This is a genomic window from Paenibacillus lentus (genome assembly GCF_042714055.1).
Lineage (GTDB): Bacteria > Bacillota > Bacilli > Paenibacillales > Paenibacillaceae > Fontibacillus > Fontibacillus lentus_A.
Genome location: NZ_JBHGVC010000008.1, coordinates 81151 through 102648, shown reverse-complemented (window position 1 = coordinate 102648; position 21498 = coordinate 81151). Strand labels below are relative to the sequence as shown.

The 21498-nt window shown below is 48.8% G+C and carries 17 protein-coding genes; 5 read left to right on the top strand and 12 right to left on the bottom strand.

The genetic code is table 11. The annotated features are described in order from the left end of the window. Positions 1 to 24: 24 nt before the first annotated feature. The 4 genes from ACE3MQ_RS18380 to ACE3MQ_RS18365 form a co-directional block, all read right to left on the bottom strand. Complete coding sequence (locus ACE3MQ_RS18380) at positions 25 to 990, bottom strand: ABC transporter permease (protein WP_379395302.1); 966 nt, start codon at positions 988 to 990, stop codon at positions 25 to 27. A gap of 213 nt (positions 991 to 1203) precedes the next feature. Next, positions 1204 to 2514, bottom strand: a complete 1311-nt coding sequence (locus ACE3MQ_RS18375; RefSeq protein ID WP_379395300.1) for a 6-phospho-beta-glucosidase — start codon at positions 2512 to 2514, stop codon at positions 1204 to 1206. Further along, positions 2504 to 3502 carry an N-acetylglucosamine kinase gene (locus tag ACE3MQ_RS18370; protein WP_379395298.1) on the bottom strand — a complete coding sequence of 333 codons (999 nt, stop codon included), beginning with the start codon at positions 3500 to 3502 and terminating at the stop codon, positions 2504 to 2506. Before ACE3MQ_RS18370 ends, ACE3MQ_RS18375 begins: the two co-directional genes overlap by 11 nt. 109 nt (positions 3503 to 3611) lie before the next feature. Further along, a complete protein-coding gene (locus ACE3MQ_RS18365; RefSeq protein WP_379395296.1) occupies positions 3612 to 4517 on the bottom strand; it encodes a helix-turn-helix domain-containing protein in 906 nt (301 codons plus the stop codon). A 427-nt stretch (positions 4518 to 4944) separates the two neighbouring features. On the opposite strand from ACE3MQ_RS18365, the gene ACE3MQ_RS18360 reads away from it, so the two are divergent. Both ACE3MQ_RS18360 and ACE3MQ_RS18355 read left to right on the top strand, forming a co-directional pair. Then, the gene (locus tag ACE3MQ_RS18360) at positions 4945 to 6297 is read left to right on the top strand and encodes a lytic polysaccharide monooxygenase (protein ID WP_379395294.1); all 1353 of its coding nucleotides are present in this window, start codon (positions 4945 to 4947) and stop codon (positions 6295 to 6297) included. A 291-nt stretch (positions 6298 to 6588) separates the two neighbouring features. Continuing rightward, positions 6589 to 8823 carry a poly(ethylene terephthalate) hydrolase family protein gene (locus tag ACE3MQ_RS18355; RefSeq protein WP_379395292.1) on the top strand — a complete coding sequence of 745 codons (2235 nt, stop codon included), beginning with the start codon at positions 6589 to 6591 and terminating at the stop codon, positions 8821 to 8823. Positions 8824 to 8909: 86 nt separating this feature from the next. On the opposite strand, the gene ACE3MQ_RS18350 is transcribed toward ACE3MQ_RS18355, so the two are convergent. Further along, positions 8910 to 9458, bottom strand: a complete 549-nt coding sequence (locus ACE3MQ_RS18350) for a GbsR/MarR family transcriptional regulator (RefSeq protein WP_379395290.1) — start codon at positions 9456 to 9458, stop codon at positions 8910 to 8912. Positions 9459 to 9710: 252 nt separating this feature from the next. Here ACE3MQ_RS18350 and ACE3MQ_RS18345 point away from each other — a divergent pair, with 252 nt between their 5' ends. From ACE3MQ_RS18345 to ACE3MQ_RS18335, 3 genes are read left to right on the top strand one after another with little or no spacing between them, the layout of a single operon-like run. After that, positions 9711 to 10925, top strand: coding sequence for a quaternary amine ABC transporter ATP-binding protein (locus ACE3MQ_RS18345; RefSeq protein WP_379395288.1), 1215 nt, complete (start codon positions 9711 to 9713; stop codon positions 10923 to 10925). Next, on the top strand, positions 10909 to 11751 hold the full coding sequence (locus ACE3MQ_RS18340) for an ABC transporter permease (RefSeq protein WP_379395286.1): 843 nt from the start codon (positions 10909 to 10911) through the stop codon (positions 11749 to 11751). Before ACE3MQ_RS18345 ends, ACE3MQ_RS18340 begins: the two co-directional genes overlap by 17 nt. Before the next feature lie 3 nt (positions 11752 to 11754). Further along, positions 11755 to 12681, top strand: coding sequence for a glycine betaine ABC transporter substrate-binding protein (locus tag ACE3MQ_RS18335; RefSeq protein WP_379395284.1), 927 nt, complete (start codon positions 11755 to 11757; stop codon positions 12679 to 12681). A 189-nt stretch (positions 12682 to 12870) separates the two neighbouring features. Here the strand turns inward: ACE3MQ_RS18335 and ACE3MQ_RS18330 are convergent, their stop codons facing one another. The 7 genes from ACE3MQ_RS18330 to ACE3MQ_RS18300 all read right to left on the bottom strand — a co-directional run bounded on the left by ACE3MQ_RS18330 (position 12871) and on the right by ACE3MQ_RS18300 (position 21489). Continuing rightward, complete coding sequence (locus ACE3MQ_RS18330; RefSeq protein WP_379395282.1) at positions 12871 to 13935, bottom strand: glycosyl hydrolase family 18 protein; 1065 nt, start codon at positions 13933 to 13935, stop codon at positions 12871 to 12873. Between the two features lie 39 nt (positions 13936 to 13974). Beyond that, positions 13975 to 15744: a polysaccharide deacetylase family protein gene (locus ACE3MQ_RS18325; protein ID WP_379395280.1), complete on the bottom strand. Its 1770-nt coding sequence runs from the start codon at positions 15742 to 15744 to the stop codon at positions 13975 to 13977. Between the two features lie 39 nt (positions 15745 to 15783). Next, positions 15784 to 17652, bottom strand: a complete 1869-nt coding sequence (locus tag ACE3MQ_RS18320; RefSeq protein ID WP_379395278.1) for a glycosyltransferase family 2 protein — start codon at positions 17650 to 17652, stop codon at positions 15784 to 15786. A gap of 31 nt (positions 17653 to 17683) precedes the next feature. Beyond that, on the bottom strand, positions 17684 to 18997 hold the full coding sequence (locus ACE3MQ_RS18315; protein WP_379395276.1) for a nucleotide sugar dehydrogenase: 1314 nt from the start codon (positions 18995 to 18997) through the stop codon (positions 17684 to 17686). A gap of 35 nt (positions 18998 to 19032) precedes the next feature. Continuing rightward, a complete protein-coding gene (locus ACE3MQ_RS18310) occupies positions 19033 to 20487 on the bottom strand; it encodes a polysaccharide deacetylase family protein (protein ID WP_379395274.1) in 1455 nt (484 codons plus the stop codon). 336 nt (positions 20488 to 20823) lie between these two features. Then, positions 20824 to 21102 (bottom strand): hypothetical protein, encoded by a 279-nt coding sequence (locus ACE3MQ_RS18305; RefSeq protein ID WP_379395272.1) that lies wholly within the window; start codon positions 21100 to 21102, stop codon positions 20824 to 20826. After that, positions 21103 to 21489, bottom strand: a complete 387-nt coding sequence (locus ACE3MQ_RS18300; protein ID WP_379395270.1) for a MerR family transcriptional regulator — start codon at positions 21487 to 21489, stop codon at positions 21103 to 21105. Positions 21490 to 21498: the final 9 nt, after the last annotated feature.

Here is a 21498-nt window from a genome sequence, read left to right as displayed (position 1 = left end):
CGCATTCCTCCAATTGTGTCAGGATTACCATAGACTATTGCCAGATCTTCTAGCGATAAAGTTAGCCAAAGTCAAAAGTCCAACACTTACCACTGCTTTGAACAGACCCACCGCTGTAGCGTAAGAATAACGATAGTTTTCAATCCCTACCCGCACTACATACGTATCGATAACATCGGAGACATCCCAGAGTGCCTTATCTGCAGCAAGGATCAGGATATCTTCAAAGCCTGCACTGAGCAGATTGCCGATCGCCAAAATCATGAAGATCGTAACGACTGGCATGATCGAAGGAAGCGTTATCAAATAAATTTGTTTAAACCGGCTTGCCCCATCGATGGAGGCTGCCTCATAGGTATGCGGATCAACCCCGGCAATCGCCGCTAAGTAAACGATCGAGCCGAAACCAATCTCCTTCCACACATTCGTAGTTATGAGAATTCCCCAAAAATATTCGGGTAAAGACAAGAAATTAATCGGCTGGGTGATTAAGTTCAATCGCTCTAACAGCATATTTATGGCACCGCTGTCTACGGACAGCAAGGAGCTCACCAGACCACCAACAATAACCCAGGACATAAAGTATGGCAAGTAAGTCACGGTTTGGACGGTTCTTTTAAATGCCATTTTCCGGACTTCATTCAGCATTAATGCCAGAATGACTGGCGCTGGAAATCCAATAAGGAATTTAAGGAAGCTGATGATGATGGTGTTACGCATCACGAGTCCGAATTCTGGCGAGCTAAAAAAATAACTGAAATGCTTGAATCCCACCCAAGGACTGCTCGAGAAGCTGCTGCCGATTTTATAATCCTGAAAAGAGATTATAATTCCGTACATCGGAATGTACGAAAAGACAAAGATGAGCGCTAGGGCCGGGATGACCATTAATTGCAAATCCCATTGTTTCAAAAAGCGCATGAGCCCACTTTTTCTTTTCGTCTGCGGCGGGCTCGGCTGCATACTTTTCTCAATGGAAAGCTGTGACATATGTTGTTCCCTCCTACTCCGTTTTCCAACTTACTTATATTTTAAAAAAGACGGCGGATATTAACTACTTGCCTAATCAACTAAATCTGATAAAAATCACCGTCTTCTTATATTTGGAGTAGGGAGGGGTAACTTACAAATTTTATAATCTTCAAAAAAAGAGATGCCCCTTGTCATCGTGATGACTGCCGGGACACCCCTGTTCGTAAAACTTTATGCAAAAAAGTTCGGAAGATACTGACGATGTGCTTCCAGCATTTCATCCAGCAGCATCTTTGCCGTCGAGACGGAAGGGACGAGCGGATGATGAACCAATGCTTGAAGCGCCAGCGCGCGATCACCGGTAACTGCCGCCTCAATCGCTAAACTTTCATATGTCTTTACCGCATGCAGCAGGCCTTTGATATGAGACGGCACCTGCCCGGGAACGAGCGGAATTGGCCCGCCGGAGGTGACGACGCAATTCACCTCGATGGAGGCATCCTCTGGCAGGAAATCATAGATTCCGCCATTGGCTACATTCAGGGTTTGAATGTCGTTGCGCCCGAGATACAGGGACTGCATCAGCTTGACGGCCGCCTCGGAATAATAAGCTCCGCCGCGCTGTTCCAGCTGCTTCGGCTTCTCCTCCAGCGTCTCATCCTCATACAGCTCGAACAATTCCTTCTCCACCTGGCTGACGATGTCGGCCCTGGTTCCGTTCTTCTCAAGCGATTCCTTCATTTCCGCAAACATCTCGTTCATCATGTAAAAATATTTGAGATAGTAGGTGGGCACGGCCGACAACGATTGCAAAAACTCGGGATCCCAGCCGAAGGTAGGGACATTCGATGCCGTGTACTCGCCACCCTCCCCCGCGAGCAGCTCGGGCAGAACCTCTTTGCCATCCACGAGGGCAGAGGTTACCCAGTGCAAATGATTAATTCCGACGAACTCCGGAAGCACCTTGTCCTCAGGCACGTTATACGTCACGGCCAAGGATTTCTTGAAATTAATCGGCGAATTGCACAGCCCGATCGATTTGATGCTGGAGTATTTATGAACAGCTTCAGTGATCATGCCCGCCGGATTCGTAAAGTTAAGCATCCATGCATTGGGCGCAAGCTCCTCCATGTCGCGGCAAATATCCAAAATGACAGGAATCGTGCGCAGCGCTTTGAACATGCCTCCGGGGCCAGTCGTTTCCTGCCCGATAACTCCATGCGAGATCGGAATATGCTCATCAAGCTTTCTTGCCTCCAGCATGCCAACGCGCATTTGCGTTGACACGAAATCCGCATCCTTAATCGCTTCTCTCCTGTTCAAGGTCAGATTCACTTGAATAGGCAGTCCAGCTTTGCGAACCATCCGCTTGGCGAGATTGCCGACGATATCCAGTTTCTGCTTTCCAGCCTCGATATCAACGAGCCAGATTTCAGCAATAGGCATTTCATGATATCCGTTAATCAGACCTTCCACCAGCTCAGGGGTATACGAGGAGCCCCCGCCGATCACCGCAATTTTAAGTCCGCGTTTATTGTTCATCCTTTGCCTCTCCCTTCAAATCCCTAAAGCTTGCGCTCCGCAAGCGGCTCATGATTTCCTCGTTGACCGCATGTCCCGCCATGTCCATCGCACTTAATACCGCACCTGCTACCGGCTCCATGTTAATCCTTGCGACCTTTGCCCCGGGAGCAGTCATTCTGACCGTCTCCGCCAACGCATCGGTCATAATCGTACTCCGGCTCTTGGACAGTACGCTGCCCCCGAGTACGACGTCAAATTCATCCTTCTCCATACCGAGTCTGCGAATCAAGGCTGCTGCTGCATTTCCCAGCTCGCTGCCCTGCTCCGCCAAATAACGCGCAGCAACTTCGTCACCTTGATCAGCGGCTTCAAAAACAAGCTCCGCCAGGGTTAACGGGGGAGTATACCCGTTATCCAAAGCAGCATCGAGCATTTGCGGCACACTTTGAAACCCGGCAGCTCTTAATACGAGCTCATGAAGAAGCGTGGACTCGCCCCGCAAGTCCCAAGCGCGAACCGCCGAGCGAAATGCAAAATTCGCCAAGTCCCTACCCGAGCCTTGACCATCGCCATATATATATCCGAACCCGCCATACTGCAGCTCTTCCCCGGCTCTATTGCGAGCGGCTGCGTTAAACCCCGTACCGCTAATGACGACTGCCCCATAAGAGCGAGCCGTGCCCGATCGCATCGCGATCATGGTATCGCAGGCAATGGAGTGCCTCGGGAATTCCAATCTTTGAATCATCGGACGCAGCACCTCATAATCCGGCTCGCGATCCGCTCCGGCCAGGCCGAAGTAAGCATAAGCAATATTATCCTTGGACAGTCCCGCTTCCCGAAGTGCCTGGTGGCAAGCGGCCGCAATATTGTCCTCCGCATGCCTGGGATTGGTCTGATGATTTCCATTACCGCTTACGCCACGGCCGAGTGTCTCGCCCTTCTCGTTGACGATGAGGCTGTATGTCTTACTGCCGCCAGCGTCGACACCCAAAAAGAAGTTCATAGGTCATCTCTCCTTCCCCTTTAGGATACAAGAGATAACCTGCCGAATTCTTCTATAATCAACCTCAAAACTGATACGATCTTACTTTTTTGGATCACCAATAGAGCAATTAATCGGCAGATTCGCCCTGCAGCCGCCTTCTCATTACGCTGGGGGTCACGCCTAAATAATTTAAGAAAAGCCGATTAAAGTTCGATAGATTTCGAAATCCGCACTGTTCAGCGATTTCCAGCACGCTCAGATTTCCCTGCTCCAACAATTCGACCGCATAATCCAGTCGAAGCTGCACCAGATAGTGCAACGGCGATGTCCCGACAACCTGATTAAAAAGCGCGCTAAAGCGGGACGGACTCAGATGAGCGATATCAGCCAGCTGCTTCAGCGTCCACGGGCGAGAGAGCTCAGCTTCCATCGCCAATATGACCACTCTCATCTGCTCGAGCTGTCTCTTGCCGGAAAGGGAATGAATCCTGCCGCTGCCTGGGCCAATGCTGACTTCCCTACGCTTGTGGCTCCGGTTAATCTCTCCAAGAAGGAGCAGCAATAAGCCGCGAATGACGGAGGCATGCGACCGCCGCTGCGATGCAAATTCGTCATCGATCTCCTCGATGTATTTAACCAGCCTGCCGCAACCAGGCTGCCCATGAGAAATATGATTCGAGAAATGAGAGCCGGTGTCGCGGAAAGGGAGCAAAATTTCTGGATCATACCTTTGCTCGGTGGCGAGCAAAGACGGCTCCATCATCAGAATGACCATTTCGAGGTCATTGCCTTCATAGGCCCGATGCAGATCATCCGAATTGATCAGGAATATATCGCCTGCACTGAACGGATACTCCTGCCCGTTGATAACATAAATCCCGCTCCCGCGGGTGATCCAGTTGATCTCCAAAGCGCGGTGCCAATGGAGCCGCTGAAATGAGGGGGACACCCCTTCCGTTCTAGAAACGTGCAAAGGAAAGTGGGCGGGCAATTCGATTTGATCTCGCTGAATGGAAGTGGTTGATGGTTTCATTTTTTTTACCTCCTGTCGTCGGGTTCGACTTTTGATATTCCTAGGATTTATTGGATTAGCAAAAAAATAGTAGAAAAATCGACTTGACTAGTAGTAAACAGGGCGTTACTATGTTACTTGATTTGTTGATAATTTGTCACATTTGTTTGTTTTCGTCATTAAAACCATTATCGACCATTGCGTTTTTTTGGTATAATCATTCGCTTTTTTCTCTTTATGGTATATGAACTCGATCAAGTCTGCTTCAATCAGGAGCTCCTTGGAACAGTCACTTGGTTTTGAGTTTATATAAATTTATACCTACAAGGAGGTGATGCCCCTAGTACGACCTGCAAATTTATTTTTATGGAGAAGGTCTCACGTTGTCAATTACGATAAGCAAGGTTGCACAGACGGTATGGTTCAAATTGAGGAGGAGATTAAATCAATGTCAACAACTCGCGTAAATCACCCAGCTGTTTTGAAAGCGATTACTTCTTTAGGCATAGTGATTCTTTTGTCTCTTTTGATGATTTTGTTTGCTGAACAAGCATCCGCACACGGTTATGTAGACAGCCCGGGAAGCCGAGCGATTCTTTGCAAAAATGGACAAAACAAGGACTGTGGCGCAATTGTTTATGAGCCTCAGAGCCTAGAAGCGCCCAAAGGATTCCCTCAGGCGGGACCTGCTGACGGCAAGATTGCCAGCGCGGGCGGAGCTTTCCCTAAACTGGATGAGCAGTCGGCTACACGCTGGACGAAAGTGAATATCAATTCGGGAACGAATACGTTCAGCTGGAAGCTTACAGCCGCTCATGCAACCGCTAGCTGGAAATACTATATCACGAAAGATAACTGGGATCCGAATGCACCTCTTTCCAGAAACTCATTTGATCTGACTCCTTTCTGCTCCGTAGACTATGGTGGTGTCCGCCCTCCATTCGAATATTCAAATACTTGCAATGTTCCTGAGCGCAGCGGATACCATGTCATTCTGGCAGTTTGGGAGGTCGCTGATACGGCGAATGCCTTCTACAATGTCATTGATGTCAATTTCGGCGGCAGCAATCCTCCTACCGATACAATTGCTCCAAGCGCACCTGGAGCTCTGACTTCTACAGGAGTCACTTCCACGAGTGTGTCCTTGGCTTGGAATGCATCTACGGATAACGTTGGCGTTACCGGGTATCAAATTTACAATGGCAGCTCGCTTGTCGCAACGGTTCCCGGCTCTGCTTTGAGCCATACCGTTACGGGATTAACAGCAAATACTTCTTATACCTTCACCGTGAAGGCCAAAGACGCCGCTGGCAACCTGTCGAATGCCAGCAATCCGGTTACCGTAACGACGGAAGTGGTTCTTGTGGACACCGAAGCGCCTACGGCTCCCGGCAATCTGCACGTTATGGGGAGTCCTACCTCCTCCAGCGTCTCTTTAATGTGGAATCCCTCGACGGATAACGTGGGTGTAGCAGGCTATCGCATTTATAACGGCACTACTCTGGCAGCGACAGTTTCCGGTACAACTACCGATCATGTCGTTACCGGATTAAGCGCAAATTCGAGTTACACATTTACTGTTCGCGCTTTTGATGCCGCTGGCAACGAGTCTGCAGCGAGCAATTCCGTAAGCGTTACGACGGCGGAAGCGCCTGCGGCTGAGCCTTGGGCGGCAAATACGGCTTACACGGCAGGGACGCTTGTATCCTACAACGGCTCCGTATATGAATGCCGTCAGCCTCATACCTCCCTGGAAGGCTGGGAGCCGACGAATGTTCCGGCACTATGGCTTTTGAAGTAGGAATGAGCAACTAATCAAGACTTAAATCGGCCCCTTTAGACTACCTTGGATAACTCCTTGTTTATCCATCGTAGAGCCTAAAGGGGCTTTTTCGTATAACACCACTTCAATACATATTTCGTCAAGCAGGATGAATAAGCTTAATCCAATACTGACTACCTTTCCAGAAGCTCGAAGCATGTTACAATAAATACAGATCAATAACCGGCTTCGGTCTTTTGCAGGAGAGATAAATCTAGAAGAGGATCTTGCCTCTTCGGCAGCGAAGCCCGGTCAAGGGTGGGAGAAACCATGGAACTTCAACAGCTTCAAACTGAGTATATCCCGGTCAAGCCTCGGTTGCGGACACGACTTAGCTATAGAATTCGCCAGACCTATCGCTATGATACTTCATTTTGGCGCATCGCTATGGTTGGCCCTTGGGGAGCAGCGATGTTTGTATTCGCATTGGCAGCGCTGGGCATGCCTACCGGACTCGGCGCTTTAACGGATATCCTAATATTTATTTCCCTAGGGACGACAGGACTGTTTATCGCCGTTCATCTAATTGCAGTGCTCCTAGCACTCATCGGCCTACGGCTCCCAAGGTTATATGCAGGAGCCGTCTTGTATGCGTTAGCCGTAATTTTCTTTATTTTTTGGCAGGATCATGATGCCGCAGTCTCTGCTGTCACTGCGCTTATACTGACTCTTATAGGTATTATGACAGGGATAGGCGCCGGCCTGCTTCGCAGCCGATTCAACAGGCGGCTGCGATTCTACATCGCCGCTCTGCTTGGAGTACTGTGTGTTTCTGCGGCCGTATGGCCCATGGATAGCCCGGCAGCACACTCCATCGCAACGAACGGCGTATCTCCTATACAGGCAGCCAACCCTTCCGAGCCAGGAGATATCAACTATATTCAGTTCGATTATGGAAGCGGGAGCGACTATTGGAGAGCCGAATACGGCAAACGAGTTGATCTTTTTTCAACTTCGGTCGATGCCTCCGAATATATCGAGAAATGGCCTGCATTTCGATCACGCTATTGGGGGTTTGATCAGAGCTCGCTGCCCCTAAACGGGAGAGTATGGATGCCTGAAGGAGCCGGCCCTTTCCCGTTGGTGCTCATCGTGCATGGCAATCACCTTATGGAGGATTTCTCAGATGAAGGCTATGGCTATTTAGGCGAACTGCTGGCCAGCCGGGGATTTATTACGGTATCGGTCGATGAGAATTTTCTAAATTACTCCGTCTGGTCGGGGATTCCAGACAATGATATGAAAGTTCGAGCCTGGCTTCTGCTTAAGCATCTGCAGCAAATCGACGAGTTTGCAGGTGATCCGGATACCCCTTTTTATAATAAGGTTGATCTGAATCGAATCGCATTAATCGGACATTCCAGAGGCGGTCAGGCGGTAGCGATGACGAAGGATGCCGATCGCTGGTTCAGCCAAGACGAGACGCTAGGCAATTTGGAGCGTTATAATATTCAAGCCGTCATAGCCATTTCCCCGACGGACAAGAAGGTGGACGGGGGACTGGCAAGAATCAAGGACGTCAGCTACTTAGCTATTCAAGGAGCGCGAGACGCGGATGTCATTGATTTTGATGGAGACAGGCAATATATGCGGACATCATTTACAAAGTCGTCTCCTCATTTTAAATCTTCTATATATATTGCCGATGCCAATCACAGTCAATTTAATACGGAATGGGGCTTTCGCGATATCAGCTATCCGAAGGGGATATTTCTCAGTCGGCAGGCGATCATCGGGGCGCAGGAGCAACGGAACATCGCCAGGGTTTACGTCTCTGCGTTTCTGGAGACTACGCTCCATGGGAATGAGAGCTACATGCCTTTATTCCAGGATTACAGAGCTGGCCTTCACTGGCTTCCGACGGGAACTGCTTATTTCAATCGTTTTGAGAATGCCGATTTCAATAAATTAGCGTGGTTTGATGAGGATTTAAACCGAGTGACGCTTCCAAACGGCGGATCTGCGCAGGGAACTAATTTAACATGGGTAGAAGAAGAGGTCAAAAACCGCAAACAGACAAATAAAGGAACCCGGGGCGTAACCTTGGAATGGCAGGGGAACAATGACGATAGTGCCTTATATTCCTTATTATGGGACGATTCCTTCGTATCAAAATCCATGTCCAAGCCACCCGATACCCTCTCTTTTTCATTATCTAATCGAAGCTTCGAGCTAACCGAACTGGACCTTGCTTCAACGGAGCTGCAGACAGAGATAGAGCTGCAGAGCGAAAATGGTGCCGCAGCCCGAATAGCGCTGGCCGACTTTTGGACGATTGCTCCTCCGCCAGATGTCGCCTTTACGATTCATCCTTGGCTGGAAAAGCGTCTATCCGGCGGCAAATACAAGCATCCACAGGAGGCAGTATTTCAAACGGTCATGCTTCATCTGTCCGAATTTACCAAGGTCAACGCACGGCTCGATTTGTCTTCCCTCAAACGAATCACCTTTTATTTCTCCGGGGGACCGGGCAAGATCATGCTAGATGATATTGGCGTATATTAAGAAACCATCAAAAAACCGCCAACCTTTATCGATCAGCCGATAACAGGTTAGGCGGCTTTTTGTAGATAACTCAGACTTAACTATGGTTACTCTTTCGGAACAAGCTGATATATTTCGCCACTTTCCATCGCATCAATTAAACGGTCGAGCCATTCGTAGTATTTCACAGCCTCGCCCATTTTTTGGCAATCCTCTTGCAGAACAGCCGTTATGGCTCCTTCCGGTTCAGTGGCAAGCCATTTATTCATCTCCTCGATCGACCTGCGAAGGATGAGAATGTTGGATTCTACCGCTTTTCTCCACTTGATTGCGAAATAATCCGTAAACGTCTGATGCCAATCATACTCTACCTCATATAAATCTTTGCGGGAGCCCTTCTCCCACACTTTGTTTACCATTTTAAGATCAAGCAGAGTTCGTACGCCCGTGCTCATGCTTGTCTTGCTCATCTTCATCTCCAGACCCATTTCATCCAAAGTCATCGGTTTATTCGCAAAAAAAAGCAGACCGTAAAGATGACCTGTCGATAACGAAATTCCATATAGATCCATATTCCTGCCAATGGCTTCGATGACGCGCTTGCGCACTTTCATCACATCCGCCTGCTGCTCTGGTGTGAGCTGGTCCAAGCCCATGCTTGCAACCTCCTATCACGATACTTCTTATATCTTAAAAAAAGGCCCGATAAAAGTAAAGCGGCGGCTTAGCGAGCATTTATAAGGATAAGGGAGCATATGCATCATTCTCTTTGTACAGTTTTTTCTGTACATTCTATATGAACCGTATTAACGGTTGTTTAATTTGTCTTTCTTTTGTTAGACTAAGTACCATGTGAGGCTACAGGCCCGTGCAGCCTTAGTAAATTTATTGGAAAAGGAGTGGATAGTTTGGAGGAACCCATTTTAGAAGTAAAACAAGTTACAAAATTGTTTGGTTCGAATGCAGAGCATGGGCTTCAACTGCTTGAACAGGGTCAAACGAAGGAGCAATTGGCCGAAAAAGGCATAACCGTCGGCGTGAATCGGGTCAGCCTGGACATCCGTCAGGGGGAAATCTTTGTCATTATGGGATTGTCGGGCAGCGGGAAATCGACTCTCGTCCGAATGTTGAACCGACTGATTGAGCCGACGTCCGGTCAAATCCTCATTCACGGCCAGGATTTGCTGAAAATGACCAAGGCCCAGCTGCGAGAAATACGTCAGAAGAGCATCAGCATGGTGTTTCAGAAATTTGCTCTCTTTCCTCACCGCACGGTGCTGCAAAATGTTGAGTACGGCTTAGAAATTCAAAAGATCGATGCCCGTACCCGGAAAGAAAAAGCAGAGCAAGCCCTGGAGCTTGTCGGCCTAAAGGGCTGGGGCGATAAAATGCCGGATGAGCTCAGCGGCGGCATGCAGCAAAGAGTCGGCCTCGCCAGAGCCTTGGCGAATGATCCAGAGGTACTGCTGATGGATGAGGCGTTTAGTGCCCTCGACCCCTTAATTCGCCGGGATATGCAGGATGAGCTTATTGAGCTGCAGGACAAAATGAAGAAGACGATCGTCTTTATTACGCATGACCTTGACGAGGCGCTGCGGATCGGGGATCGGATCGCCTTGATGAAGGATGGATCGCTTATTCAGATCGGAACTCCCGAGGAAATGCTCACTCAACCGGCTAACGGTTATGTCGAACGATTTATCGAGGATGTGGATCTCTCGAAGGTACTGACGGCCTCGCATGTCATGCGGAGACCCGAGACGATTACTTTGGATCGCGGCCCGCGGGTTGCCCTGCAGCTGATGCGGGAACGGGGGATTTCGAATCTTTTCGTTATCGATCGTTCTATGCGCTTGCTTGGCGTTATTACGGCGGAGGACGCATCCGAAGCGGCTAAGACGGGAAAAGCATTATCAGACATTCTTATAAGCGATAGTCCACAGGTACCACCGGATACGGTGCTGAGCGACTTGTTTGAAACGACTAGCTCGGCCAAGGTGCCATTGGCTGTCGTCGATGGGCAAAGACGGCTTCTGGGCGTCATCGTACGTGGCGCCGTATTAGGCGCGCTAGCAGGAGATGTACGCGAGATGGAGGTGAAGACGCATGAACTTCATTCCTAAAATACCGCTCGCGGATTGGATCGAATTTATAGTCGATTGGATGGAATCGAACCTTGGGGGCTTTTTTGAAGGGCTGTCCAAGATCATTGAAAGTGTCGTCGAGTTCTTCTCATGGTTGTTTCTCTTACCTCACCCTCTGCTGTTCATCGCTATATTTGGCATCCTGGCCTATCTGATCGGAAAACTGCCGCTCACGCTATTTACAGTGATCGGTTTCCTGCTGATCGATAATCTTGGCTATTGGACGGAAACGATGAATACATTAGGCCTCGTAGTTACGTCCGGCATCATTTCAGTGGTCTTAGGCATCCCTATCGGAATATGGAGCGCCTACAGCAAGAATACCCACCGCATTATTTCACCTTTGCTAGATTTCATGCAGACGATGCCTGCATTCGTTTATCTGCTGCCAGCCGTCACTTTCTTTAGTCTCGGGGTGGTACCAGGTGTGATTGCTTCCGTTATCTTCGCTATTCCGCCGACGATTCGCTTGACCTATCTCGGAATCAAGCAGGTATCCGGCGAGCTTACGGAAGCGGCCGACGCCTTCGGCTCAACCTCATGGCAGAAGCTGTTCAAAGTAGAGCTGCCTTTGGCGATGCCTACGATGATGGCCGGCGTAAATCAAACGATTATGCTGTCCCTGTCGATGGTCGTCATCGCGTCGATGATCGGAGCGCAAGGAATTGGTGCCACGGTATATCGCGCGGTAACCCAGCTTAAAATCGGTCAGGGCTTTGAAGCCGGTATGGCTGTAGTCGTTCTTGCTATCGTGCTGGATCGATTTACACAGAATCTATTTAAATCCAAAAAAAGAGGTGCGTAATTAATGAAGAAAAAAACAAGTTTATTTATGATACTAAGTCTGGCAGCCGTTCTGATGCTGTCGGCTTGCGGAAACTCCGGGAGCGCTGGAAATACCGGAGGGAACGCAGGCAATGCAGGCGGTAATGCCGGAGGAAAATCGCTGGGCGAGCAAGTGAAGTATGAAATTATCGGAATAGATCCCGGTGCGGGAATCATGAAGGCGACTAGCGCGGCCATCGAGGAGTATGAGCTTTCCGACTGGAAGCTGATCGAAGGCTCTGGTGCAGCGATGACGGCTACACTGGCGAAGGCGGTTAAATCCGAGCAGCCCATCATTATTACGGGTTGGACGCCGCATTGGATGTTCGCCAAATATGATCTGAAATACTTGGAGGATCCAAAGAAAGTATTTGGAGAAGCCGAGGAAATCCACACCGTCGTCCGTAAGGGGTTAAAGGAAGATCACCCGGTAGCCTATGAGTTTCTAGATCGTTTCGAGTGGACTTCCGACGAGATGGGCGAAATTATGACGGCCATCCAAGAGGGTCAGGATCCTGCGGAAGCAGCTAAAACTTGGGCAGAAAGCCATAGCGACCGTGTCGATACTTGGACTGCCGATCTAGCTCCAGTCAGCGGAGATAAGCTTAAACTTAGCTATGTAGCTTGGGATTCAGAAATCGCCAGCACGAATCTGCTTCAATATGTTCTGGAGAACCGCCTTGGATACAAGGTAGAAGCGCTCCAGGTAGAAGCAGGTCCTATGTGGACGGGCGTAGCCAGCGGTGATGTGGATGCAACCGCTGCGGCTTGGTTGCCTTTGACTCATGCAGATTACTGGGATAAATATAAGGATCAACTGGAGGATCTCGGCGCCAATATGACTGGAGTCCGTACCGGACTAGTCGTTCCGGCTTATGTAGAGGCCAATTCCATTGAAGACTTGAAGTAAAGATTATTCATTCGTATAAGCAAGCTCATTGTACTTGCAGCAATTCAATATGCACAGATAAGCATAGAACCCATCCCGCTTAGCGGGATGGGTTCCTTTATATAAGAAAAGGGAGTATATCTAACTTAACACCCCTTCCTTAATGCCACATTACCGTAACCTGAAAATAAAATTAAAATAACCCCGCTCTTACAATTCCTTCAGCTTATCCAGCGTAACCTGCTCGAATTCGCCGAGCCTCCATAGGACAATATTGTAATATCCTGACCGCTTGGCTGCGCTAACCCATCCAGCCAGCGTCTCCGCATCCGCATACCAGACGGTATGCTTCACACCGCTATCATCCTCGTAGGAGAAATGGAGGCTTCCACTAGCCGCGTCCCGCTGCGGCTCCGCTTTGCTTCGCAGCAGAAGCTCTGCCGCCTGCTTCTCCGTCAAGGAGGTAACCTTACCGGTATCCGCCGCCCAGTCAAAGCCACCCACGGACAAAGCAATTGCCGCTTCGCCAGGCAGCACTTTCATCCGGGAAGCCAGCTTGGCAATGAACGCATGGTCAGCCTTCGGACCAGGGCCGCTGTGATTGCCGAATAAATTATAAGCCATCATGACGTAAACCGGCCCTTCCGGCAGAGACAATCTCTCGATCGGCGCGCGCGGCTCCAGTATGATGCGAAGCGCCTTCCCTTTAGCCTGCAAACGTTCATACAGCTCTTGATATAAAATGCAGACCTTCTCCCAGTCGGCTTCCCGGATTTTTTCGTAATCCAGCTCGACGCCGTCAAACCCGTACCGCTCAACGATATCGATAATCTCCGCGATATGCTTCTCTTGGCTTTCCCGTGAGGCCACAATTCGCGAAATCACTCCTGGGTCTTTCTGAACTGCGGTTCCATCCGGATTCCAGCGGTCATTAACGATGGTTAGATCAACGTACTCCACTTCGCCGTTTCGCGCCGTCTCAAAGATTCGCGGGAGGCCCTCATGCATATCCTCCGTAAAATACAAACGATTTTCGCTATCAAAGTAAGCGGCAAACACCTGCAGCCGGCCGAGATTTCTGCTGATCTGCTGTAAATCGGACACCCCCGATTCCCATTTCCAATCGACGACCCACGCGGACAATTCCAATTCCTGTTCCACGGGAACGGCCTGGATCATCTGATCCTCATCTCCCTGTCTGCTCAGCCATAGAAGCACTGCAGCAATAAATACAATTATTACAGAAGCCATGACGTAAATCCGTCTTCTAGTCATCCGTTTTCTGACACCTTTCTCTTCTTTCTTATTCCTGGTTTAGAAGGTGTCCATCACCCAGTCTATGGATGCGTCCAAGCCCTTTTTGATGCTATGCACAATCCCTTGGAAGCCTGTAATTTTATTGCTGAATACGATATTGGACTTGTCGTCCTCCTCTGCCAGCACCATCATTTCTAAATCCTCAAACACGCCATCGTAAATATCGTCTTTCTTGTTTTGCGTGCTATATTCCGATTCAAGAGCAATGCCGCCGCTCTTAATCGAGCCGTCGAATTCCTGTCCATCCGCGATTAGGTCGCCGTCTACTGTGACTGTCAGTAAATTCCCTTTCAACTCTGCCTGAATCTCCCTGGCTTGTTTTATGTTGATTGGGTATTCCTCCTCCTCCTTCACCCCGGCATTCGCTACAATTTGCTCTTTCGTGTATACCGAGGCCTTATCGAAGGCGAGATCCTCTTCACTCCACCCTACTGGCTGCAAAGGGCTTGAGAAAATACGTTCTGTTTTGCCGCCAGCCTTTTTCTGTTCAATATGCAGCTCATTGTTCTCTAAGACGACGCGCAGAAAGGCTTCCGTTGATTTATCGTAACGGACATATACGGTCTGTTTGCCTACCACATTCCCCGACAATTTATAAGAAATCATAGCATCCTGGCTGCTCTCGCTGTTATTCAAGTACAGCATGCCGGGAGCGGATGGAGGGGATGTCAGAATAATCCGGTTATCCACGAACTGCGCAGCCCCGCTAACGAGCTGCCAAGGATCAGCAAGCTGCTCCTCACCGCGGACAAACTTCATTTTCTCGCCGGTATCCTTCTGGATTTTCATCAGCAGATGGTTGGTGTACCAGTAAGGCGCCGCTTGCACCCTTGTTAAATCAAATACATCCCCAGCAGCGCTGTTAAACGCATCCCCTTCCCGATTAAAATGGATGCTGAACAACTGCTCGATATTGGCGCTATTCGCATGGGCCACAAGAGGGTTCATGCCATTGTTTAAAGCGTTCGCGTGCATAATCATATATACCTGGGGCACAAACCCTAACTTGCTGGTATACGTGTCCTTCATCGCTTCGTAGTCACTATGAATCCGTGTCTCCATCTCCGATCGATTCTCAGCCGGAATCATATTCTCGTCCCGAATGAAATCCATCAAATAATGGTTATAGTACTCAATATCCTCTTTATTCGTTATCTCATTCTCATCCTTCATCCCGATAAAGCTGCCGTGATGATCGAAAATATTAATATATGTCAGTCGGTTTCCATTGGTTCCGAGCTCCCAGTAGCCTGTTTTCATCATTTTGAGCATCTCTTTAGGCTGAACGAATTTGCGTTCGCTTTTTCCCATCTTATTGGCGTAAGAGAAAAAGGTCGCCTTGTAATTGTACTTTTCCAGCAGCGATTGGGAGAACAGGCTGGAGTCGTTCCGTCCATCCTCGAAGGATAAGAACAGCGCCTTCTCCGGCAGCGGCCTATCATGCAAATAGAAATCCGTGACATCCTGCTGCGATATCGTAACATAGCCTTGATCATAAAGTGCTTTAAGCTGTTGGTCGAGCTGGCTCTTGGCCACGAGTTTTGGGGTAGATGAACGCCCTACACCAAAATAGGATATGGCGATAAATCCTTCCCGATTGCTCCATTGGGACTTGTCCGGCTCCTCATAACGCCGGATTCCGAACAAGGCGTTGACCAGCAGCACGCCCACAACCAGCAAAATCGCACTTTGCACAATAGTCTTTAGAACTTTTCTTCGGTTTTTTTTGCGATAATCAAGGGCAGAACTTCGCTTCTTGTCTACCATTTCTGCCATCCTCACTCTATGAATCTTCGGGCGATTGCTCTAGAACGGCAATCCGATTCTTTTTTTATTTTTTTGCTTTCTTGCTTCTTTTTTCTCTCTAGCCTCAATATCCTGCGGCGTTTCCCTCGTCCCCCAAGTGGATTTCCAGAACGTCACCCAAGCGACCGGCATCTGCCATAGCAATACCGCCTCGTAAAATATACAGAAAACTAGTCCATATACCCACAGCTTGCTCTTGCGGAACAATAAATGAGCGAGACTCATCAATAATCCCATCAGAAGCAGTCCCATCAGGAACGTGCCGGGAAAAATATGATGAGCAAGCGGAACATAAACCAAGTTGTACAGTACTACAATTGGCGCGGCGATCGGCACGATAACCCCAACGTAGAAGAACAACGACATAAACGGCTCCTTCCGCCAAATAAAACCGGAAGCCCGCAGCGACTCTCGCAGCCATGAACGCTTCCAGCGCATTTGCTGCTTAAGGAATACGCTCATTTTCGAAGGGACGATCGTCGAGCAAATCGCGGCATCCTGATAGCCGGTGCGATGCGTCTTCAAGATGAAATTCGTCATGCTTCGGTCATCTCCGAAAGTCGCCGGCTGCCCAAGAAATTTTTGGTTCAGCCAGGCCTCGGAGTGCTTCATTACGAGATCCTTGCGATAGCAGGATAACGGCCCCGACAAGCAGGTGACGCTGTCAAAGTAGGATTCCGCAGCCTTCATTATGCGGAAGGCGATATAATAACGCACGGTTTGCAGCTTCGTGATCGAATTCGTATATTTATTCTCGACGTCCGTACGGCCAGCGACGCCGCCCATGCGCGGATCTTGAAACGGCTGCACCAAATGCTTGATGGCCGTCGGCTCCAGAAAGCTGTCAGAATCCACGAAAACGACAAGATCATGCTTGGCCATTTCCACGCCCTTCACCAAAGCGACACGCTTGCCCCCGTTCTCCGGCAGGACGATCATTTTTAATCTTTCCTTCGTAGCATATCGTTCCGCTTCATTATGAACCATCTGGATGGTCTTCTGGATCTGCTCCGCGGAGTTATCCGTCGACCTGTCATCGACTACGATCACTTCCAATTTATCGACCGGATAATCCTGGTTAATGCAGCTTAATATCGTCCGGTGTATCCACTCTGCTTCATTAAAACACGGAATGATAATGGTCACGCCCGGCGTATAATCCGGATTAACCGGCACATCCCGGTAAAATGCTCCAAATAAATATCGGCTGAGCAAAAATATGGCCGCGATCAGACTATACAAATACAGCCAAAAATTATATTTGAAATAAATGATGCTCTCTACGCGCATCAGCATAATGACAGCAACAGCGACGAACATCAAGCCGCTCGCCATGTAAATCGAATAGCCCCAGCGCTTCTTCTGGAAGTAATCCGTCAGCGGCATCGCAAATTGCAGAGCCACCATCTGCTTCTTCTGTCCTTCCTCCTCCTGGGTAAACAAGCGAACGACGTCCGCATCAAGCTTGATGGAGGACTCAAACCCTTCCGGCATCGTACCCGGAGGAATATGACAGCGCAGCTGATAACGGCTCCCCACCTCAAGCTCGCCTGCTTCGGGGCCCATTTCGAGCAATATTCCCGTTGATGAAATATCAACGGCCCGAGCCTGGATTCCCGCGTTCTTCTTTTTGCCTTTCGGAAGAAGCAGCACGTCAAAGTCCGCAACATATCTCAAGCTGAGCAGTCGCAGCTTTTCCCTGGAATCCGGGTCGTTATCGTCCAGTTCGAACCCAACATCCCGCAAGCCTCTTCGGTCGACCCGTCCGCGAATATTCTCGGGATCGGGGACATGTGACAATGTACGTCTGTCTTCCCTTGGTACAGTCAGTACCTCTTCTACCTTCTTTTTCTTCTTACTTTTAATCACGATTTGCGTCCCCAATCATTTATTGGTCTTCCTACAGCCTCCAGTAATAAAACCCATTCTGCTCGTATTCTGCTTTGGAATAAATCCCTTTGACGTCAATCATGATTTTCGTCTGATTGCCGTTGTACATGTTGTTAAAATCCTCAATCCCCATACTCACGAAGGGGGCATGCGGAACCGCCACGATGACGACATTCAAATCACGGAAGGAGGACATGTCCGACAATTGGATCCCGTATTCCTCGTAAGCCTCCTGCGGATTTACCAAAGGATCGGCAACTAGTGTAGTAACCCCATAATCCTTCAGCTCATCAATAATGTCTGTAACTTTCGTGTTACGAATGTCCGCGCAGTTCTCCTTAAAAGCCAGCCCAAGCAGGCCGATTCTCGTATTTCGTATATCCAGCTGCAATCGCACTAATAGTTTTATAATGTTATCGGCAATATACGCCCCCATGCTATCGTTGATATGCCGGCCGGCCAGGATAATTTTCGAATGATAGCCGGTATCCTCTGCTTTATAAGTCAAATAGTAGGGATCGATGCCGATGCAGTGCCCGCCTACTAACCCAGGGGTGAAATTCAAGAAATTCCACTTCGTTCCTGCGGCCTCCAGCACGTCCTTCGTATCAATGCCCATCCGATGGAACACCATCGACAGCTCGTTCATGAAGGCGATATTAATGTCCCGCTGCGCATTCTCGATCACCTTGGCAGCCTCGGCGACCTTAATGCTTTGCGCCCGATAAACGCCTGCCTCGATTACAAGTTCATACACCTTGGCTATCACTTCCCTAGCCTCTTCGTCTATACCGGATACGATTTTTACGATATTCTCCAGTCGGTGTACCTTGTCGCCCGGATTGATCCGCTCAGGCGAATAGCCGACCTTAAAGTCTTCTCCGCAGCGTAAACCCGACTCTTCTTCCAATATGGGTATGCAGACATCTTCCGTTACCCCCGGATACACCGTGGATTCATACACGACAACTGCCCCTTTAGTCAGCTTCTTTCCGACAATTCGGCTGGCGCTCTGCACATATTTCAAATCCGGTACATTACCGCTTTGAATCGGAGTCGGCACGGCTACGAGAAAGAAGCGGATTCCCTTCAGCTTCTCTTCATCCGAGGTGAAGTCCACCTCACAAGCCTGAATAACATCGTCTCCTACGTCGCCCGTGGCATCGATTCCTGCTCGGTAGCCTTCGATTTTCTTCGTGTTCACATCAAATCCGATGACATTCGTTTTTCTCGAAAAAGCGACGGCTATAGGCAGACCGACATACCCCAAGCCAACAACGGCAATTCCTTCGCGCCGACTAACAATTTCCTCATATAATCCCATTTGCTCCATCCCCGTCTGTCAAATTAATCCTTCAATTATTCAATCAAATCCTTCATCTTTACAAACGTGTAGCCTTTCTCTTTCAAGCGTTCCAGCACGGTCGGCAGCGCCTCTGCCGTATGAATGCCATCCAGGATATGCAGCAAAATCACGCTTCCGTTCTGCGTTCGCTTCATAATGCCGTTCACAATATCATCTGCGCTGTTCCTGACATCCCAGTCCAGTGTCGTCACATCATACATCGCAATCCGCGGATATCCGGTAGCCGCGATAATTTCCGCAGTTGCGTCATCCACCACGCCTGTCGGCGGTCTGTACAGCATCAGCGGCTGCTCCTGAATCGCTTCCGTAATCACTTGATGAGCCTTAACGACGTCCTCCTGCAATTGCTCGGGAGTCAGCGTGGTTACAACTTGATGGGCATAGGAATGGTTGGCCACATCATGTCCCTCTTCAATCATAGCTCTCGCCAGGTTCGGATTTTGCTCTACGCCCTGCGCCCTTAGAAAGAAGGTAGCCTTAACATCATGCTCGGCCAAAATATCCAGGATCCGCGTGACTGTTTTATCCGCAGCCCAATCATCAAAGGTAAGAGCAATCTCCTTCTTCCTCGTATCGGCTTTGTATACGAGCTCATAAGGAGTGCCTTTGTAGTCGGGATTCAGCTTTGCCGCGTCATAGCCGGGGATTTGCTCCAACGGCTTGCGCTCCCCGCCGTTTTCCACCAGTTCGCCTAACGTAATCAGCTTATATCCAATCTCTTCCGCTGCCTCAGCGATGAACCGAATTGCCGGAACGACCTCAGGATTAATGTCCGTATTTAGAGTAATAACGCTGCCTCTAGATATATATCTCGCTACATAGTCACCGATCTCCTTAGCGTTCTTCATGTCGCGATCCTTCGGATTAATATTGTAGCTAACCACTCCACCCATCCCGAGCTGTGCAGCTACGAGAAGGATATCATCTGAATAATCGCCTGATTTCGTTCTTATGAATTTAGGAGATATGCCCGTCTCTTTCTCAATGACCTCGTTGCTTAGCTGAATCTCCCTATAGATTTGTTCATAATCCAGCTTAGTTAAATCCAAGTGATTCAACGTGTTATTCTCAATTTCATGGCCTCGGGCGGCAATGCTTTTGGCAATGTCCGGCTCCTCCGCTACTCGGATTCCTGGGAGAAAAAACGTAGCCTTAATGTCGTACTTATCCAGCTCATTCAGCAGCCGCTCCATCGTCTGCATATCCCCCATGCCATTAAAGGTCAGGCTAAGTTCTTTTTTGGCCGTATAAACGGAAGTAATCACCCTGCTCTTCTCTCCCGTGTAACGTTCAATTTTTTGTACACCCTGGTTATGACTCTCCTCTTGGCTTGCTGAATTGCTGCCTGAACCGAATATTCCACAGCTAGTCAACAAGACTAGTCCCATGACCAGAGCCATGCATCGAACAATAGAATTTGTCCGCTTATCCCTGTTATTGCTCTCCATTCTCTAGCCCCTTTTTACCAAATAATAGAATTATCCACTTACTATATTCCTGAATCGTCAAATAATATATCAAGTCATTCTGAACATTTTCTAAACATTTATATACAAACTAGCTATAACAAGGAAGTAAATAATAACTAATAACTAGTAATTGTTAATAGGTATTATAACCTACCAGATGTCCATGGAGGAATCATAAGTAGCGAATAAAACACAGGATATTTTCCCATTAAAAAAGACTCCCTTTTTGAGAGTCCTGCAAAAGCCTTGTTTTGTTATGACGATGACTCCGAATTAGAAAAAGGAAATCGTGTAGAGCGAAAAAGCAGTCTATCCTCAACTGAAGACGAGCTGCTTTTGCCCCTTTAGCTTCACCATCCGCTTTGCATTTACAACGAAACGGCGAACGACTTCCTGCCAAGCGAGTCGCAAACATGAGGCCGACGACAATGACAATGAACCACTCGAAGGCGGCGGTTCGCCCGTCGGATTAAAGACCTTTCCGAAGATGAGCTGAAAGAGATCGGCAGGCGCCTGATTTGCTGCAGGCCAAAGTATTTTTAACGTCAAAAACGTCCCGAGGCTGCGCTGCTCTCTAGCCTGGGACGCTCTCATTTATTTGCTGCGGAAGATCCGTAAATAATTTTGGATATCTTCATCTGGAGTATTAAGCCAGCCGGCCAGCTGCGCCTGAAGAGCGCGTAGACTGTTAATCCGCTCCTCGATTTCGACAATTTTGCCGCTCACCACTTCTTTTAGCGCTTCCTTGTCCATATCTTTCTGAAGCATCTGTAAAATCTGCCCGATCTCCTTCAAAGAATAGCCGAGCGACTTGGCATCTTTAATAAATTTGATTTTTACCAGGTAATCATCCGTATAAACACGGTATCCATTGGCGAATCGTGAAGGAGGAGGCAATATGCCGCTCTCCTCATAATAGAGAATCGTAGCCATGCTCAGCCCGGTCCGTTTAGCCAATTCACCGCGCGTCATTCCCGACATGCCGCCTCC

Coding starts and splice junctions, on each gene's coding strand:
- ACE3MQ_RS18380 (WP_379395302.1), bottom strand. CDS start 990: ATGTCACAGCTTTCCATTGAGAAAAGTATGCAGCCGAGCCCGCCGCAG.
- ACE3MQ_RS18375 (WP_379395300.1), bottom strand. CDS start 2,514: ATGAACAATAAACGCGGACTTAAAATTGCGGTGATCGGCGGGGGCTCC.
- ACE3MQ_RS18370 (WP_379395298.1), bottom strand. CDS start 3,502: ATGAACTTCTTTTTGGGTGTCGACGCTGGCGGCAGTAAGACATACAGC.
- ACE3MQ_RS18365 (WP_379395296.1), bottom strand. CDS start 4,517: ATGAAACCATCAACCACTTCCATTCAGCGAGATCAAATCGAATTGCCC.
- ACE3MQ_RS18360 (WP_379395294.1), top strand. CDS start 4,945: ATGTCAACAACTCGCGTAAATCACCCAGCTGTTTTGAAAGCGATTACT.
- ACE3MQ_RS18355 (WP_379395292.1), top strand. CDS start 6,589: ATGGAACTTCAACAGCTTCAAACTGAGTATATCCCGGTCAAGCCTCGG.
- ACE3MQ_RS18350 (WP_379395290.1), bottom strand. CDS start 9,458: ATGGGCTTGGACCAGCTCACACCAGAGCAGCAGGCGGATGTGATGAAA.
- ACE3MQ_RS18340 (WP_379395286.1), top strand. CDS start 10,909: ATGAACTTCATTCCTAAAATACCGCTCGCGGATTGGATCGAATTTATA.
- ACE3MQ_RS18335 (WP_379395284.1), top strand. CDS start 11,755: ATGAAGAAAAAAACAAGTTTATTTATGATACTAAGTCTGGCAGCCGTT.
- ACE3MQ_RS18330 (WP_379395282.1), bottom strand. CDS start 13,935: ATGACTAGAAGACGGATTTACGTCATGGCTTCTGTAATAATTGTATTT.
- ACE3MQ_RS18325 (WP_379395280.1), bottom strand. CDS start 15,744: ATGGTAGACAAGAAGCGAAGTTCTGCCCTTGATTATCGCAAAAAAAAC.
- ACE3MQ_RS18315 (WP_379395276.1), bottom strand. CDS start 18,997: ATGGGATTATATGAGGAAATTGTTAGTCGGCGCGAAGGAATTGCCGTT.
- ACE3MQ_RS18310 (WP_379395274.1), bottom strand. CDS start 20,487: ATGGAGAGCAATAACAGGGATAAGCGGACAAATTCTATTGTTCGATGC.
- ACE3MQ_RS18305 (WP_379395272.1), bottom strand. CDS start 21,102: ATGAGAGCGTCCCAGGCTAGAGAGCAGCGCAGCCTCGGGACGTTTTTG.
- ACE3MQ_RS18300 (WP_379395270.1), bottom strand. CDS start 21,489: ATGTCGGGAATGACGCGCGGTGAATTGGCTAAACGGACCGGGCTGAGC.